Annotated in this window: 12 protein-coding genes and 2 pseudogenes; 6 read left to right on the top strand and 8 right to left on the bottom strand. The window is 44.1% G+C overall.

Going from position 1 to position 12,919, the window contains the following annotated elements; all coding sequences use genetic code 11:
* Positions 1-203: 203 nt before the first annotated feature.
* Positions 204-2,129, bottom strand: a complete 1,926-nt coding sequence (locus tag AB4517_RS17775; RefSeq protein WP_372149043.1) for a monovalent cation:proton antiporter-2 (CPA2) family protein — start codon at positions 2,127-2,129, stop codon at positions 204-206.
* Positions 2,130-2,132: 3 nt separating this feature from the next.
* Positions 2,133-2,747: an NAD(P)H-dependent oxidoreductase gene (locus AB4517_RS17770; RefSeq protein ID WP_017060908.1), complete on the bottom strand. Its 615-nt coding sequence runs from the start codon at positions 2,745-2,747 to the stop codon at positions 2,133-2,135.
* A 303-nt stretch (positions 2,748-3,050) separates the two neighbouring features.
* Between AB4517_RS17770 and AB4517_RS17765 the strand changes: the two genes are divergently transcribed.
* The gene (locus AB4517_RS17765) at positions 3,051-4,127 is read left to right on the top strand and encodes a low specificity L-threonine aldolase (protein ID WP_372149046.1); all 1,077 of its coding nucleotides are present in this window, start codon (positions 3,051-3,053) and stop codon (positions 4,125-4,127) included.
* 102 nt (positions 4,128-4,229) lie between these two features.
* Here the strand turns inward: AB4517_RS17765 and AB4517_RS17760 are convergent, their stop codons facing one another.
* Positions 4,230-4,355: a hypothetical protein gene (locus AB4517_RS17760; RefSeq protein ID WP_017060906.1), complete on the bottom strand. Its 126-nt coding sequence runs from the start codon at positions 4,353-4,355 to the stop codon at positions 4,230-4,232.
* A gap of 256 nt (positions 4,356-4,611) precedes the next feature.
* Here AB4517_RS17760 and AB4517_RS17755 point away from each other — a divergent pair, with 256 nt between their 5' ends.
* Complete coding sequence (locus AB4517_RS17755) at positions 4,612-5,046, top strand: YccF domain-containing protein (protein ID WP_004730224.1); 435 nt, start codon at positions 4,612-4,614, stop codon at positions 5,044-5,046.
* Positions 5,047-5,150: 104 nt separating this feature from the next.
* On the opposite strand, the pseudogene AB4517_RS17750 reads toward AB4517_RS17755, so the two are convergent.
* Positions 5,151-6,074, bottom strand: a pseudogene (locus AB4517_RS17750) (hypothetical protein).
* A 213-nt stretch (positions 6,075-6,287) separates the two neighbouring features.
* On the opposite strand from AB4517_RS17750, the pseudogene AB4517_RS17745 reads away from it, so the two are divergent.
* The 3 genes and pseudogenes from AB4517_RS17745 to AB4517_RS17735 form a co-directional block, all read left to right on the top strand.
* Positions 6,288-6,407, top strand: a pseudogene (locus AB4517_RS17745) (YccF domain-containing protein); the annotation flags it as partial.
* A 214-nt stretch (positions 6,408-6,621) separates the two neighbouring features.
* The gene (locus AB4517_RS17740) at positions 6,622-6,981 is read left to right on the top strand and encodes a hypothetical protein (RefSeq protein ID WP_372149040.1); all 360 of its coding nucleotides are present in this window, start codon (positions 6,622-6,624) and stop codon (positions 6,979-6,981) included.
* Positions 6,971-7,282, top strand: a complete 312-nt coding sequence (locus AB4517_RS17735; protein ID WP_372149038.1) for a hypothetical protein — start codon at positions 6,971-6,973, stop codon at positions 7,280-7,282. The genes AB4517_RS17740 and AB4517_RS17735 overlap by 11 nt, the downstream gene beginning before the upstream one ends.
* Before the next feature lie 72 nt (positions 7,283-7,354).
* Here AB4517_RS17735 and AB4517_RS17730 read toward each other — a convergent pair whose 3' ends face one another.
* The 4 genes from AB4517_RS17730 to AB4517_RS17715 all read right to left on the bottom strand — a co-directional run bounded on the left by AB4517_RS17730 (position 7,355) and on the right by AB4517_RS17715 (position 11,930).
* Complete coding sequence (locus tag AB4517_RS17730) at positions 7,355-8,587, bottom strand: hypothetical protein (RefSeq protein ID WP_372083802.1); 1,233 nt, start codon at positions 8,585-8,587, stop codon at positions 7,355-7,357.
* A gap of 39 nt (positions 8,588-8,626) precedes the next feature.
* Positions 8,627-9,955, bottom strand: a complete 1,329-nt coding sequence (locus AB4517_RS17725; protein WP_372149035.1) for a hypothetical protein — start codon at positions 9,953-9,955, stop codon at positions 8,627-8,629.
* A 413-nt stretch (positions 9,956-10,368) separates the two neighbouring features.
* Complete coding sequence (gene yiaY / locus AB4517_RS17720; RefSeq protein WP_372149032.1) at positions 10,369-11,517, bottom strand: L-threonine dehydrogenase; 1,149 nt, start codon at positions 11,515-11,517, stop codon at positions 10,369-10,371.
* 260 nt (positions 11,518-11,777) lie between these two features.
* Entirely contained in the window at positions 11,778-11,930 is a 153-nt protein-coding gene (locus AB4517_RS17715; RefSeq protein WP_372149029.1) for a hypothetical protein, read from the bottom strand.
* A gap of 234 nt (positions 11,931-12,164) precedes the next feature.
* Here AB4517_RS17715 and yjjG point away from each other — a divergent pair, with 234 nt between their 5' ends.
* Positions 12,165-12,839 carry a pyrimidine 5'-nucleotidase gene (gene yjjG / locus AB4517_RS17710; protein WP_065584585.1) on the top strand — a complete coding sequence of 225 codons (675 nt, stop codon included), beginning with the start codon at positions 12,165-12,167 and terminating at the stop codon, positions 12,837-12,839.
* Positions 12,840-12,919: the final 80 nt, after the last annotated feature.

Genomic DNA, 12,919 nt, shown 5'->3' with positions numbered 1-12,919 from the left:
TGATTTAGGAAACAAAGCCCATGTGGTCAGAAATTAAAAATTTTAGCTAGATCACATAAATCTCTCGGATTACGAGTTTCAGCACCTGATACTTATGCTCATTTGACGTTTTGTAGGGGTTCAATGAAAGAAAAAGCGGCCTAAATAGCCGCTTTTGATGGTTGCCTAGTATGGTTATCTAGCGCCGTTATTTAGAGTTCTGCTTAGGACTCTTCTTCCTCAAAGCCATCAGCATAGCCTTTCGGTGGCGGTGTCCAACCTCGTTCAGATCGAGAGTGCTTGTCTGAACGGTCTTTTTTCATATCTTCTTTCATTGCTTCTTCAAGGTGAATGAAGATTTGTCGGTAGTTGTTGTCGTAGCGCGGGTTCTCTTCTGCCTCAGACCAAGCTTGGTAGAGCTTTTCAGACTTACGGCTTTCAACACGTTGATACGTCGATTTTTGTTGTTCAACAAAGAATGGGTGATGACCCAAAGAACGCAAGGCTTCTGCACCCATTTCAAGAGCAGAATGGTAGGTCTCTGATTCCACAAAGTCTGCACCCGCTTCTCTTAAGCGGTAGCTATGACCACGGTCGAATGCACGCGCTAAGACTTTCACTTTAGGGTAGTTGTGTTTAACGTATTTGACCAATTCAACACTTGAGTCTTGGTTGTCGATAGCCACAACCAACATCGCGGCTTCTTCGATACCAGCGGTATGCAATAAGTCATGACGAGTCGCATCACCAAAGTAAGATTTGATGTTGATTGAACGTAGCAAGTCGACTTGATTAGCTTGATGATCCAAAACCACAGTGTTGACGTCATTCGATACCAATAAGCGGTTAACAATCTGACCGAATCGGCCAATACCAGCAATGATCACCGTACCTTTCTCTTCGATGGTATCTTCTTCGCGATCGTTAGACTTTTGCTCGTAACGAGGAAGTATCACTTTATCAAATAGAATGAATAACCCTGGCGTTAGGAACATTGAAAGTGCAACAACCAACGACAGTGTTTGAACAATATCAGCTGGTAGTACATGGTTTTGGGATGAGAAGCTCAGTAGGACAAAACCGAATTCACCGGCTTGCGCCAAGCTCAATGTAAACAGCCAACGGTCACTGTTTTTGATTTTGAAGATTAACGCCAACGTAAATAACACCAAGGCTTTGAGTAGCATAACGCCAAGGGTGAGGCCAATTATCAAACCAAAGTCGTTGAATAGGACATCAAAGTTGATGCCTGCACCTACGGTAATAAAGAACAAGCCAAGTAGTAGCCCTTTAAACGGGTCGATATTAGACTCAAGTTCGTGGCGGAATTCACTGTTGGCTAATACCACACCCGCAAGGAAGGTACCCAAAGCCGGTGATAGGCCGACTAGGCTCATTAGTGCAGCAATACCAATTACCAACATCAGTGCGGTTGCAGTGAAGATTTCACGCAGACCTGAGCTTGCAACAAAGCGGAACAGTGGACGACTCAAGAAGTGCCCACCGACAACAACAATCGCAATAGATGCTGTGATCACAAGGCCATAAGCCCAACCGGGTAGGCCAGCGACGAGGCTTAACTCTTCATGGTGATCAGAAGCCGAAGCAACCGCGCTTTGTGCAGCTTCAATTAATTCTGGCAAGGCTAATAGAGGGATAAATGCCAACATAGGAATGACGGCAATATCTTGGAACAGTAGGACTGAGAAAGCGTTCTTTCCGCCTTCTGTTTTGGATAGCCCTTTTTCGTTAAAGGTTTGGAGTACAATCGCGGTAGATGACAGTGCGAAGATCAAACCGATAGTCAGTGCGATCGTCCAAGGCTGCCCAAAGAACAGAGCAATACCCATTACAATCGCGGTAGTACCACCAACTTGCAGGCCACCCAGTCCCATAAGACGGTTTCTCATTGCCCAAAGCATCTTAGGCTCAAGTTCAAGCCCGACTAAGAACAGCATCATAACCACGCCGAATTCGGCAAAGTGTTGAATGGTTGTCGTCTCTTCGCCAACTAAACCAATAATTGGGCCAATCACAACACCGGCAATCAGGTAACCAAGCACAGAGCCGAGGCCAAATCTCTTAGCGATAGGGACCGCGATGACTGCCGCGAGCAAATAGATAAATGCTTGTAGAAAATATCCTGTCATGATTTAACCTCTGCTCATCAGTTCATCAACGTAATGGTTTAGCTTTTCAGCCTTGCTTGCCTTTTTAAGGTCGACTTCGCCCGCAACAAAAGCCTCTAAAAGTGTTTTATAGCTGTTTACGTGATCTTGAATTCGGCCTTCTTCCAACGCAGTACGTGAACCAAATAAAGCCAATGGGGCCAAGTAGTTCATGCCGCACAAAGATGCTGTTTGTTCGATTGGGTGAAGCAGTTCACGTATGGTGAAGTGGTTATAACCGTCTGTCTGATAAGCATCTTTCTTGCCACCAGCGGTGATACTGCATAACAAGCTTTTACCTTGCAGTTCATTACCGTCGGTGCCATAAGCAAAGCCATATTCGAGAACAAGGTCTTGCCATTCTTTAAGAATCGCGGGGGTTGAGTACCAATATAGTGGGAATTGAAAAATGATGATGTCATGGTCCAACAGGCGTTTCTGTTCACGATCGATGTTGATCTTGAAGGTTGGGTACTCAGCATAGAGGTCGACACAGGTAACCCCGTTAATGCGTTTGGCTTGTTCAAATAAGGGTTTGTTAGCTTCAGAGCGATGCTGAGAAGGGTGGGCGAATAGCACCAAGACTCGATTTTTCGACATATAGCCCTCTTTGTCCATTAACGAATAATATTTATTGGAATTATAGATATACAATAATAGAAGAATGGTTGAACAACAACGAATTAGCCCATACTTATCTATTTAGATGCGTGTGTTTTTAGGTACTTAATTATATAAAACATCCGTCAATTTGAGTATTCCTGGCATAAGCCGCCGATGACTGAGTAAAACTAATTATTCACGAATAGTAAAAGCGAATATGGGCATTTTATGTCACCGTTGGTGGGTAACGTAAATAATCCAATAACCCTACATAGAACGATAATGAATAAAGGAAAAACTATGAGCATGGACTTGCGTCAACAATGTGATTTGTTGCTTTCCGGTCACCTAGAACCGACTCCAGCACAAACATTCGCTCAGATGGCTGAATGGTGTGAGACACACGATGTGAGCCATGATAGCTACGGCGATGGTGAGTTTATCGAGAGCTTCGAAAACAAAGTCGCGGAACTGCTAGGTTATGAAGCGGCTGTATTTGTGATTACCGGCACCATGAATCAACCAACAGCATTAGAAATTGCGTGCCAAGAGAAGAGAAACCCTGTAGTGGCGATGCATGAATCGAGTCATATCATGCGTCATGAACGCCAAGGGTATCAGCTCCAAAACCGCTTCAATGTACTTCCCGTTGGCAACGTATTTCGCACTTGGAATGTTGATGACTTAAAGGCGTGGCCTGATGAGATTGCAGCCGCTCTATATGAATTACCCATGCGTGAAATCGGCGGCCAATTACCAGAATGGGATGAGCTTGAAGCGATCAAGCAGTACTGCAAAGAACAATCAATTCACCTTCATATGGATGGTGCGCGTTTGTGGGAATGCGGCGCCTATTACCAAAAGTCATACAGCGAGATTGCTCAGGGCTTCGATAGTGCTTATGTTTCGCTGTACAAAGGTCTCAATGGCCTTGGTGGTTCGTTATTGTTGGGCGATAAAGCCTTTGTAGCGAAAGCATCTGCGTGGATGAAGCGCCAAGGTGGCAATGTTTATCACCGAACGCCTTATGTGGTTTCAGCAGCAATGCAGTTTGATGAGCGATTAGAGTTGATGCCATCACTGTTTGAGCGAACAAAACAGATCTACCAAATCTTATTAGACTATCCTCAGTTCACTGTTAATCCGCAGCAACCGCAGGTCAACATGCTTCACCTATATTTACCTGTGAGCTATGAAGACGGCATTATTGTGAGAGATAACATAGCGAAGAAACACAAGATTTGGATAGGAAACCCAGCGATCAGTGAGTTGCCAAACCAATGTAAGATTGAATGGTATGTAGGGGATAACCTACTAAATTTGCCTGATCATGAGCTGATAGACATTCTAGATTTTATTAGCGAAGAGCTGATTTGATTAACGAAGAGCTGGCTGAAGAAGAACTGATCTAATTGGAACTGAAATGGATACAGGAAAGGGTTCTTATATCCATTTATATAGCTAGGATGTCCGGCTCTGTTACATATACTGGTTGATGTACACATCAACTAAGAACATGAACACTGGGACTGTGCTGAGAAGTCCGAAGAAGACGATTGGCACCCAGTTTTTCATTTTCTTTTTAGGTTGCTCAGTGTTGTTCATAAATTCGGCCTTCAATTAGTTGTTATAGCTATTGTAGCTGTTTAGCTTTGTGGTACTAAAAATCTAAGAGCATGGTATCAAATAAAATCGATGAGCCCTATGCGGATTTGACGTTTCGTGGCGTGTATCAATCACATAAAATGTAAGTGATTCATAAACGGTTCATAAAGGTTCAACAATAATGAACCTATTAGAACAAGTATTGCCTTACTCGGCATATGAAATAAACAGTATTACAAGATTTGGAGAATACAGAATGAAAACAATAGGAAACATCATTTGGTTTCTGTTCGGTGGCGTATTTATGGGACTAGCTTGGTGGTTCTTCGGACTGCTCGCATTCCTAACCATCGTTGGTATTCCATGGGGTAGAGCATGTTTTGTTATGGGTAACTTCTCATTCTTCCCATTTGGTCAGGAAGCGATTTCGCGTGATGAGCTAACCAATGAAATGGACATCGGCACGAGCCCGCTAGGTGTGATTGGTAACGTTATTTGGTTCTTATTTGCGGGGATCTGGTTGGCGATTGGTCACATCATGTCAGCAGTAGCGTGTTTCATTACTATTATAGGTATTCCGTTTGCGATTCAGCACCTTAAGCTCGCGGTTATCTCATTGGCGCCAATCGGTAAAACCGTTGTCGACAAGCGTGAAGCAGAAGCGGCACGAGTAAGAAACTACAAGGGTTAAGACTACAGTTTAAGCCTTATATAGAACTGAAAAAGCAGATCACATGATGTGCTTTTTTGTGCCTCGTTTTCTATCTAACGATGCCCCAATCTCACAAACACTCACTAGACATTGTTGAACAAGACTTCAAGTCTAAGGGTGATGTTGGCTTCTTCGGTGTGTTTCTCATGAGGTTCTCGTTCCCATTGATAACGAGGGATGAGTTCGTAGAACAGCCACTCTTTCCATACGTTTTGTCGGTAGGTAACCGAAACCTGAGCGTATTCGTAATGATTATGAGGCTCATCCGTTGCATTAATCGTGGCGCTATATTGAAGTGCTTGATCTTGGGCAAGGTAGTGATACAAGGTTAGCCCTGTACCATAGTTTCAACCTTTAAGGTCGTCGTTATATCCTGCAAAGCTTGACCATCGAGCCAAGAAATCATCACTTAAAGAAAGATCAAAGTCGATGTCGCTGATCTCACCAGTCTCTTGTTTTTCTTGATATACACGTTGGGTCAGCCTGAATACGGCATCGGTGGTGAGAGGGTAGGTAAATAGGTAGCGAGCTTCGATACGCGGTTGCAATGTTGCCTTAATATTGAAGCTGCTATAGCCCTTGGCATAAGCATCGTAACGTAGGCCTAACGCACTGTCCAATTCATCTGAATCATTCGGGAAAAAATCCAAGAACTCTTCATCGCTGACAGACTCGTAGATCAACTTTAGGCGTTTACTCACAAAAGGAAGATGCAGACGCGCCTTGAGTTTTGTTGAGTAGTCGACATCGCCACCTTCCGAGTAAATAAAATCGTTATACCAACGGACGGACGTTCCAGCTCTGGCATCTTCGGTAATGCGGTCATCAACAAAAAAACTATCAAACCACAGAGCGGGTTGGCAAAATTTACTGTTCAGGAAATGGTAAGCTTTTTCGACAGGGGCGTCTTCTAACGGCTGACTGTGGCACTCATTTTGCTCCTCTGCTTGAGCGGAGTATGCAAGAAGTGATGCTAATAATGAGGTGCTAGCTATCTTACGACTCAATGGAACCTGTTTGTCATTCTATATATCAATAGTTTAACTATAACTAAGCGATTGCAACAATGCGACTTTTTAGTGATTAGCGAGGAGGATAAAGGTTTGAAAGGGATTGGATAGATAAAAGAAAACGGACTCACACTAATGAACGTATTAGAGCAAGCATTGCCATAATCGGCATATCAAATAAACAGCATTCAAAGATTTGGAGAATACAGAATGAAAACAATAGGAAGCATCGTTTGGTTTCTGTTCGGTGGCGTATTTATGGGACTAGCTTGGTGGTTCTTCGGACAGCTCGCATTCCCAACCATCGTTGGTATTGCTTGGGGTAGAGCATACCACTGAGCATGCTCTTTTTCTTTCCGCATTAGTATTTGCACTCCCACTCCACGAAAAGAGACACCCTCGCAATATAGTGAAACTCTCCAACTTAGCGCCCTTATGCGCAATTGTTAACTGCATGCGGTTGTTTAGTTACCTTTCATCTTTTTGGCTAGCCTTAATGGTGCAGCATCCTTGAAACTCGATAAATGAAAAGTCGGAGGGTGTTATGTCTACAAAATCGAATGTACTCATGCTGTTATTGTGTGGTGCGTCGGTTGGCTGTAGCAATGGTTTCTCTTCTGCAACAAAACCCCATAAAGAGGGTTTTATGCAACAAAATCAGAAGATTACTTATGGAGTCCCGCTTATTCATACCATTGAAGCAAGTACCGTTAGACTAGATGAAGATTGGGTGTTAACGGCAAAACATAATAAGCATGTGCTCGACAATTTAGATCTGGAGGTGATTTATCATCCTGAATGCGATGTGGCATTAATTAAACGTCCCAGGCAAACAGTCATCCAAACTGGGGGTAGTATTTCGTGGCGAGTTTGTCGCTCATATTGGTTATCCAATGACGCGTGAGCCAACGGTTAACGGTGGTTATTACATTGGTGAGATTAATGTCGCAACTTGGCAAGGGTGCACAATGTCTGCATCTACTGGTTTAGTTCGTATCGGCATGTCGGGAGGCGGCGTGTATAACCAACATGGGGAGTTAGTGGGTATTAATCATGGTTACATTCCAGAGACCGTTAAATGGGATTATTATGAACATCACCAACCTGCCGTGTTTGTTTCTTTGCTGTCGGTGAATGATTGGTTGACTGAAGTAACAGGTAATTCGTATTTTGGTGAAGAGTTGTTGTCCAAATTGAGTAAATAGAATAGTTAAGCCGGGAAGAGCGTTGCTTTCCCGACTTAATATAGAGAATATCGTTTACGCCTTTAGCGCGAATTAGTTCGGAATTATCTCCATATATTGGCCGTCTACTAATGCCGAGTAGTTATCTTTAATTAATGAGCCATTAAAAGTACCGCCATTCTCTTCATTGACCCCGTATTGCCCGTGGCAACCACGCTGTAGGCTCAAGCCACTGGTATTGGAGTCATCCCATTCAAAGGTGTCGGTCACAGTTAGATTACCGAGAACCTGGAACATCGAGTTGGATTCACATTCGAAAACGCCACTTGAAACATCACCATCTGACACAAAAGAGCTAGCTTGGGAGATGTAAGTTTCGTTTGTGATGGTGGCATCGCCCCAAACCGAGATTCGTGAGTTACCCCATGCTTCCAGTTCATTACTCACTGTGAGTTCATCGGCTTCTAGAGTCGATCCAGCCTCAACAACGACATTCTCTGCGACGAGATTTGAAACATAAACAAACGAACTACCTATAGCCTCTAGGTTAGTAAAGGATACGTCACCACTATCAACCACAAGGCTAGAGTTTGCATCGGCGATAGCTTGAGGAGCGTTACCTGTAATACTACTACGAATATCAACGCTGGCGTTGCGGTTGAGGTGTAGCGCGAGATTATTCACTGAACCTGAATTGACTCTTAGATAAGAGGTTCGAATTGTTACGTTAGTTTGATATTCATCACCATCAATCACCGCCGTAGGTAAAGTTACATCGTCGAAGCGTACTGATGAACTGTTTCTGGCGAAGAGCATCCCGTCAAGGGTGATGTCTTGGAGCCTCACACTGGATTGACCATCAATGAAAACTGCTTCTGGTTCGTCTTCAGTGGTACCAGCAAGAATACTGGCACTGCTCACACCGACAATTTTTACGTCATTACGAACAATGAATACCGCATTACATGAGCCTGTGACGTTATAAGTCGTTCTGGTGGTGGTATTGCGAGAGTCTTCAAGTGCATCTTTCAGAGAATCAGCGTCGTCATTACAGTTTATATCGACGGTCGAATAGGCATCTGACGAAACGCCAGAGCCTTCCAAACTGGTAACTCTCGCCTCGATAGATTCCACCTCATCCGTTAAATCATCAACCTCAGAGCCTAAGGATGAGATATCTTGGTCAAGCGCGGTGAAGTTTGCATTCACCTCGCTCGCTTTAGCAGGAGTATTGGCGGTAAAAGTATTTGGCACCTCAGCGAATGCACTCGACGTAAACGCGCTGCTAACTGCTGTTGCCAACACAAGTTTCATGGTGGTGTTCATGTTAAATTCCTTATATATCCGTATTCGGTGAGCAGGCGTTTACTGCCAGTTGCTATCATCCCAATTGGTGCTATCCCAAGTTAACACTATGCTGGTTGCACACGCGTCGCCAACGCCATCGTTGTCCGAGTCGGCTTGGTCAGCATTCGCAGTGTTTATGCAGTTATCATCAAGGTTATCGATGCCATCATTGTCTAAGTCACCCGAGCGTGTATCATCGCTTGGATAGTCATCATCTAAGTTGTCGTAACCATCATCGTCGTCATCACCCGCGCGGGTGTTGTCATTTGGATACATGTCGACGTCATTGTCGTAGCCGTCGTTGTCGGTGTCGTTAGGGTACTGATCATCTATGTTATCGATGTCGTCACCGTCGGAATCCCCAGCTCGTGTTGGATCTGTTGGGTATTCATCATCGAGGTTGTTATAGCCATCGTTGTCGTCATCGCCAGCACGCGTGTCGTCGTTCGGGAATTCATCCATATCATTGCTGTAACCATCGTTATCGCTGTCATTTGGATAGAGGTCTTCAAGGTTGTCACCCAAGCTATCGCCGTCGGCGTCAACCCATTCATTAGGGTTACCTAAGAACTCGTCGACGCTATCTTTGACGCCGTCTCCGTCTTCATCGGCAATGACGATGTCGGCAGTATTTTCTAAGTTATCCTTGATTTGGTCTGGGGTTTGCTCGTCATCAATGGTATCGAGAATGGCTTTGATTTCTTCGTTGACTCCAGCAACCACAATGCTGAACTTGCCTGCTTCAGAGGAGCCTTCTTCTGTCGCTTTTTGCAGATCTTCTGGATCTGCTGGCAGCACACCTAATTCAACGATTTTTTCAGCGGCATAGGCGGCTTTTGGTGCGCCATCACCTTCTAAGAAATCTCCGAGAACATCATCGACGTCGATACCCAATTGAGTCGCGACTTGTTGGGTTGCATCTTCTATGGAAAGGCTAGAGTCTTGCTCTAATGTGTTATGTACGAGTGTAGAAAGTGGAGTGACAGCGGTTTCTCCTGCTGGTGCTGACATCACGTAGCTTTTTGTGACTGGGCCTTGGTCTTCATCAATGGTTTGTCCTGCGATCGCCTGTACCACAACCGGGTATTGGGAGGGGTTATTGATACCGCTGACATCTAACTCAGCAACACCACCTTCTCCCGATGTGGCGGTGGGCTCTCCGCTATCTAAAACGTAGTTCTTATTGAGATCCAGCCAGATAGTGGCATCACGAAGATAACCGTCAATGGCTGTCACACTATAAGAGCTGGTATCACTAGATGAGTCTGTATCTGAGTCGTCAAAACACCCGACCAGACTCACACTAGCGCTTAGCCCTAGCACAATAGTGAGTGGGTTCTTTTTCATTGGTTCATCCTAAACTGACGTTGTATAGAGTTGTTGCATATGAAAGCTAGGAAACGAATTTCAGTTGTGCAAGGTGCGCAAAGTGGCCATTTTTTTATAAGAATATTAAGGCTTGGTATATATTTGTTTGGCTGATATTTCACCGGTCATATAACACCAAGATAAATAAAGACAATTAATCAGAGTGTTTTTAGCAACAAGAAAGATGTTGATTGTGCGGGGAGTAGTACGGTCTTCGAAAATAACGAGTGCTATTGTTTGAATGTGTGATCTGTTTCACTTTTTAAGTGTGATGTCACTCGATAAAAAAGCGGGCTCACCAGTGGTAAGCCCGCACTAAAACTAGAATATAAAGTTGCTCTCTTATAACGCTTCTATACGGAAGCTCCTCAAGAGGATGCCACTACTGAGAGTTACATTGCCGCTTCGAAGATCGCTGAGATCTCTTCGTGAGTTGCTTGTTTAGGGTTGGTGAAACCACAAGCATCTTTCAGTGCATTGTCAGACAGCGTTGGGATGTCTTCTAGTTTCGCACCAAGTTGAGCGATACCTGTTGGGATGTTCACGTCGTTTGCAAGTTGAACAATCGCGTTGATAGCCGCTTCTGCGCCTTGTTCTGCTGTCATGCCTTCAACATTCACGCCCATTGCTTTTGCAACATCACGTAGACGCTCAGGGCAAACTTGCGCGTTGTAGCGTTGAACGTGTGGAAGCAAGATAGCGTTACATACACCGTGTGGAAGATCGTAGAAACCACCCAGTTGGTGCGCCATTGCGTGAACATAACCAAGAGAAGCGTTGTTGAATGCCATACCCGCCATGAACTGTGCGTAAGCCATCTGCTCGCGAGCTTCAATGTCTTCGCCGTGCGTTACTGCTGTTCTTAGGTGCGCTTGCACAAGTTCGATTGCTTTAATTGCTACAGCGTCGGTAATTGGCGTTGCTGCGATTGAAACGTAAGCTTCAATAGCGTGCGTTAACGCGTCCATGCCCGTTGCAGCAGTTAATGATGCAGGTTTAGCAAGCATCAACTCAGGATCGTTTACTGAGATAAGCGGTGTTGTGTGCTTATCAACGATAGCCATCTTAATGTGACGAGCTTCGTCAGTAATGATGCAGAAACGTGTCATTTCTGAAGCGGTGCCCGCAGTCGTGTTGATAGCGATAAGAGGCATCATCGGTTTTTCAGATTGATCGACACCTTCGTAATCTGCAATCTTGCCGCCGTTAGAAGCAACCAGAGCGATACCTTTTGCACAGTCGTGTGGAGAACCGCCACCTAGAGAAACAACAAAATCACAATCGTTGTCAGTCAGCAATTCTAGACCATCGTTCACGTTAGTGATGGTTGGGTTTGGTTGAGTGCCGTCGAATACAACTGCGTCTACGCCACGCTGGCTAAGAAGGTCTTGTACCTGCTTAACTACGCCAATTTGATTCAGGATCTTATCAGTAATGATCAGACCTTTTTTAAAGCCTTGAGACTGAATACTATCAGCAGCATCCTTCAGACAGCCAGTACCCATGAAGTTGATTGTAGGGATGTAAAATGCAGTAGACATTGGAAAACTCCGTTAATTATGATTTTTAATTTCCTACATGTTGTCGGGATTCAAGTGGTCGACCATTGATCTGGAACAACTTTGATTCCGAACTACCACTTTGTGGCTGGTCGCTGTGATAGGGCTCATATAGCAATCGTTTTCATGGATTTTGGCTGTGTTCTTTGTCAGTAATGGATAGTGATAAATTGATTCAACTAAGGGCAGAATGGTGCTCTATAACAATGAAAAGTAAGCTTTTTCATTGAAAGCTGCTCTAGTTAGGCTTGTGTCGACGTTTTATCTGAGTCGTCACTGCATTCAATTTGAGGTTCTTGTGACTCTTCAGAATCAAGCGTGTCTTCTGTCTCCTCGTCATAGTATTTGACAAGAAAAGGGGTAAGCATGACAGACGATGGTAAAAAGTGCTTCATAATACCTCCCGGTACTTAAATGTATTTTTTGTATGGTATTGGTTTAATATGTGGCAAAATTTGCGATACATCATGACTTGCTGCTTGTTTTCTATAAATTATTAGATTTATATACAGGCTCACAGATTTACGAGTAAAGTGATTGCCAGCCTACAAGGCGAAGAGAAAAATTAAGCAAAACTACGATAAAAACAAACACAGCACTGCTCAACAACGCGAATAACAGGACAGAAAATGAAGTACGATTGGATATTCTTTGATGCGGATGAAACCTTGTTCCACTTTGATGCTTTTCAAGGAATGAAGCTGATGTTCTCCCGTTTTGGTGTGGACTTTAGTGAACAGGATTATTCGGTTTACCAAGAGGTTAATTTACCACTTTGGGTAGATTATCAAGATGGCCGCATTACGGCAGCTCAACTGAAGCACGCGCGTTTTGAAAGCTGGGCAACAAAGTTAGAGACAACAACAGCAGAACTAAATAGTGCATTTTTGACCGCAATGGCGGATATCTGTTCTCTGCTCCCAGGTGCAAAAGAGTTGATGGAGTCTTTAAAAGGCAAAGTGAACATGGGTATCATCACGAATGGGTTTACCGAGCTGCAATCTATACGTTTAGAACGCACAGGCATGACAGATTACTTTGACCATGTGATCATCTCTGAAGAAGTCGGTGTCGCGAAACCAGACGCTGAAATCTTTGAACATGCACACAAGCTTGTTGGCTTACCAGCAAAACAACGCGTATTGATGGTCGGAGATAACCCGCATTCAGATATTTTAGGCGGCTTGGATTTTGGTATTGAGACGTGTTGGTTGAACAGCCAAGAGAAAGCAGCACCAGCAGGTATTAACCCTCATTATCAAGTTAAGTCTTTAGCTGACCTGCAAGCTCTGTTATTGGCATAATTGCTTTTAGATTTTTGAGTGAATGATTGATAGCCGAGTGCAGTTATGTGCTCGGCTACTTATTTGTGCGCCGAGCATGG

Origin of the sequence: Vibrio sp. 10N.222.52.C3, assembly GCF_041474195.1 — a bacterium.
Classification (GTDB): domain Bacteria; phylum Pseudomonadota; class Gammaproteobacteria; order Enterobacterales; family Vibrionaceae; genus Vibrio; species Vibrio crassostreae_C.
This window is presented reverse-complemented; position numbering and strand designations above follow the sequence as displayed.

Excerpts from the sequence above, each read along its gene's own strand:
- AB4517_RS17775 (WP_372149043.1), bottom strand. The coding sequence starts at position 2,129 with ATGACAGGATATTTTCTACAAGCATTTATCTATTTGCTCGCGGCAGTC.
- AB4517_RS17770 (WP_017060908.1), bottom strand. The coding sequence starts at position 2,747 with ATGTCGAAAAATCGAGTCTTGGTGCTATTCGCCCACCCTTCTCAGCAT.
- AB4517_RS17765 (WP_372149046.1), top strand. The coding sequence starts at position 3,051 with ATGAGCATGGACTTGCGTCAACAATGTGATTTGTTGCTTTCCGGTCAC.
- AB4517_RS17760 (WP_017060906.1), bottom strand. The coding sequence starts at position 4,355 with ATGAACAACACTGAGCAACCTAAAAAGAAAATGAAAAACTGGGTGCCA.
- AB4517_RS17755 (WP_004730224.1), top strand. The coding sequence starts at position 4,612 with ATGAAAACAATAGGAAACATCATTTGGTTTCTGTTCGGTGGCGTATTT.
- AB4517_RS17740 (WP_372149040.1), top strand. The coding sequence starts at position 6,622 with ATGTCTACAAAATCGAATGTACTCATGCTGTTATTGTGTGGTGCGTCG.
- AB4517_RS17735 (WP_372149038.1), top strand. The coding sequence starts at position 6,971 with ATGACGCGTGAGCCAACGGTTAACGGTGGTTATTACATTGGTGAGATT.
- AB4517_RS17730 (WP_372083802.1), bottom strand. The coding sequence starts at position 8,587 with ATGAACACCACCATGAAACTTGTGTTGGCAACAGCAGTTAGCAGCGCG.
- AB4517_RS17725 (WP_372149035.1), bottom strand. The coding sequence starts at position 9,955 with ATGAAAAAGAACCCACTCACTATTGTGCTAGGGCTAAGCGCTAGTGTG.
- yiaY (WP_372149032.1), bottom strand. The coding sequence starts at position 11,517 with ATGTCTACTGCATTTTACATCCCTACAATCAACTTCATGGGTACTGGC.
- AB4517_RS17715 (WP_372149029.1), bottom strand. The coding sequence starts at position 11,930 with ATGAAGCACTTTTTACCATCGTCTGTCATGCTTACCCCTTTTCTTGTC.
- yjjG (WP_065584585.1), top strand. The coding sequence starts at position 12,165 with ATGAAGTACGATTGGATATTCTTTGATGCGGATGAAACCTTGTTCCAC.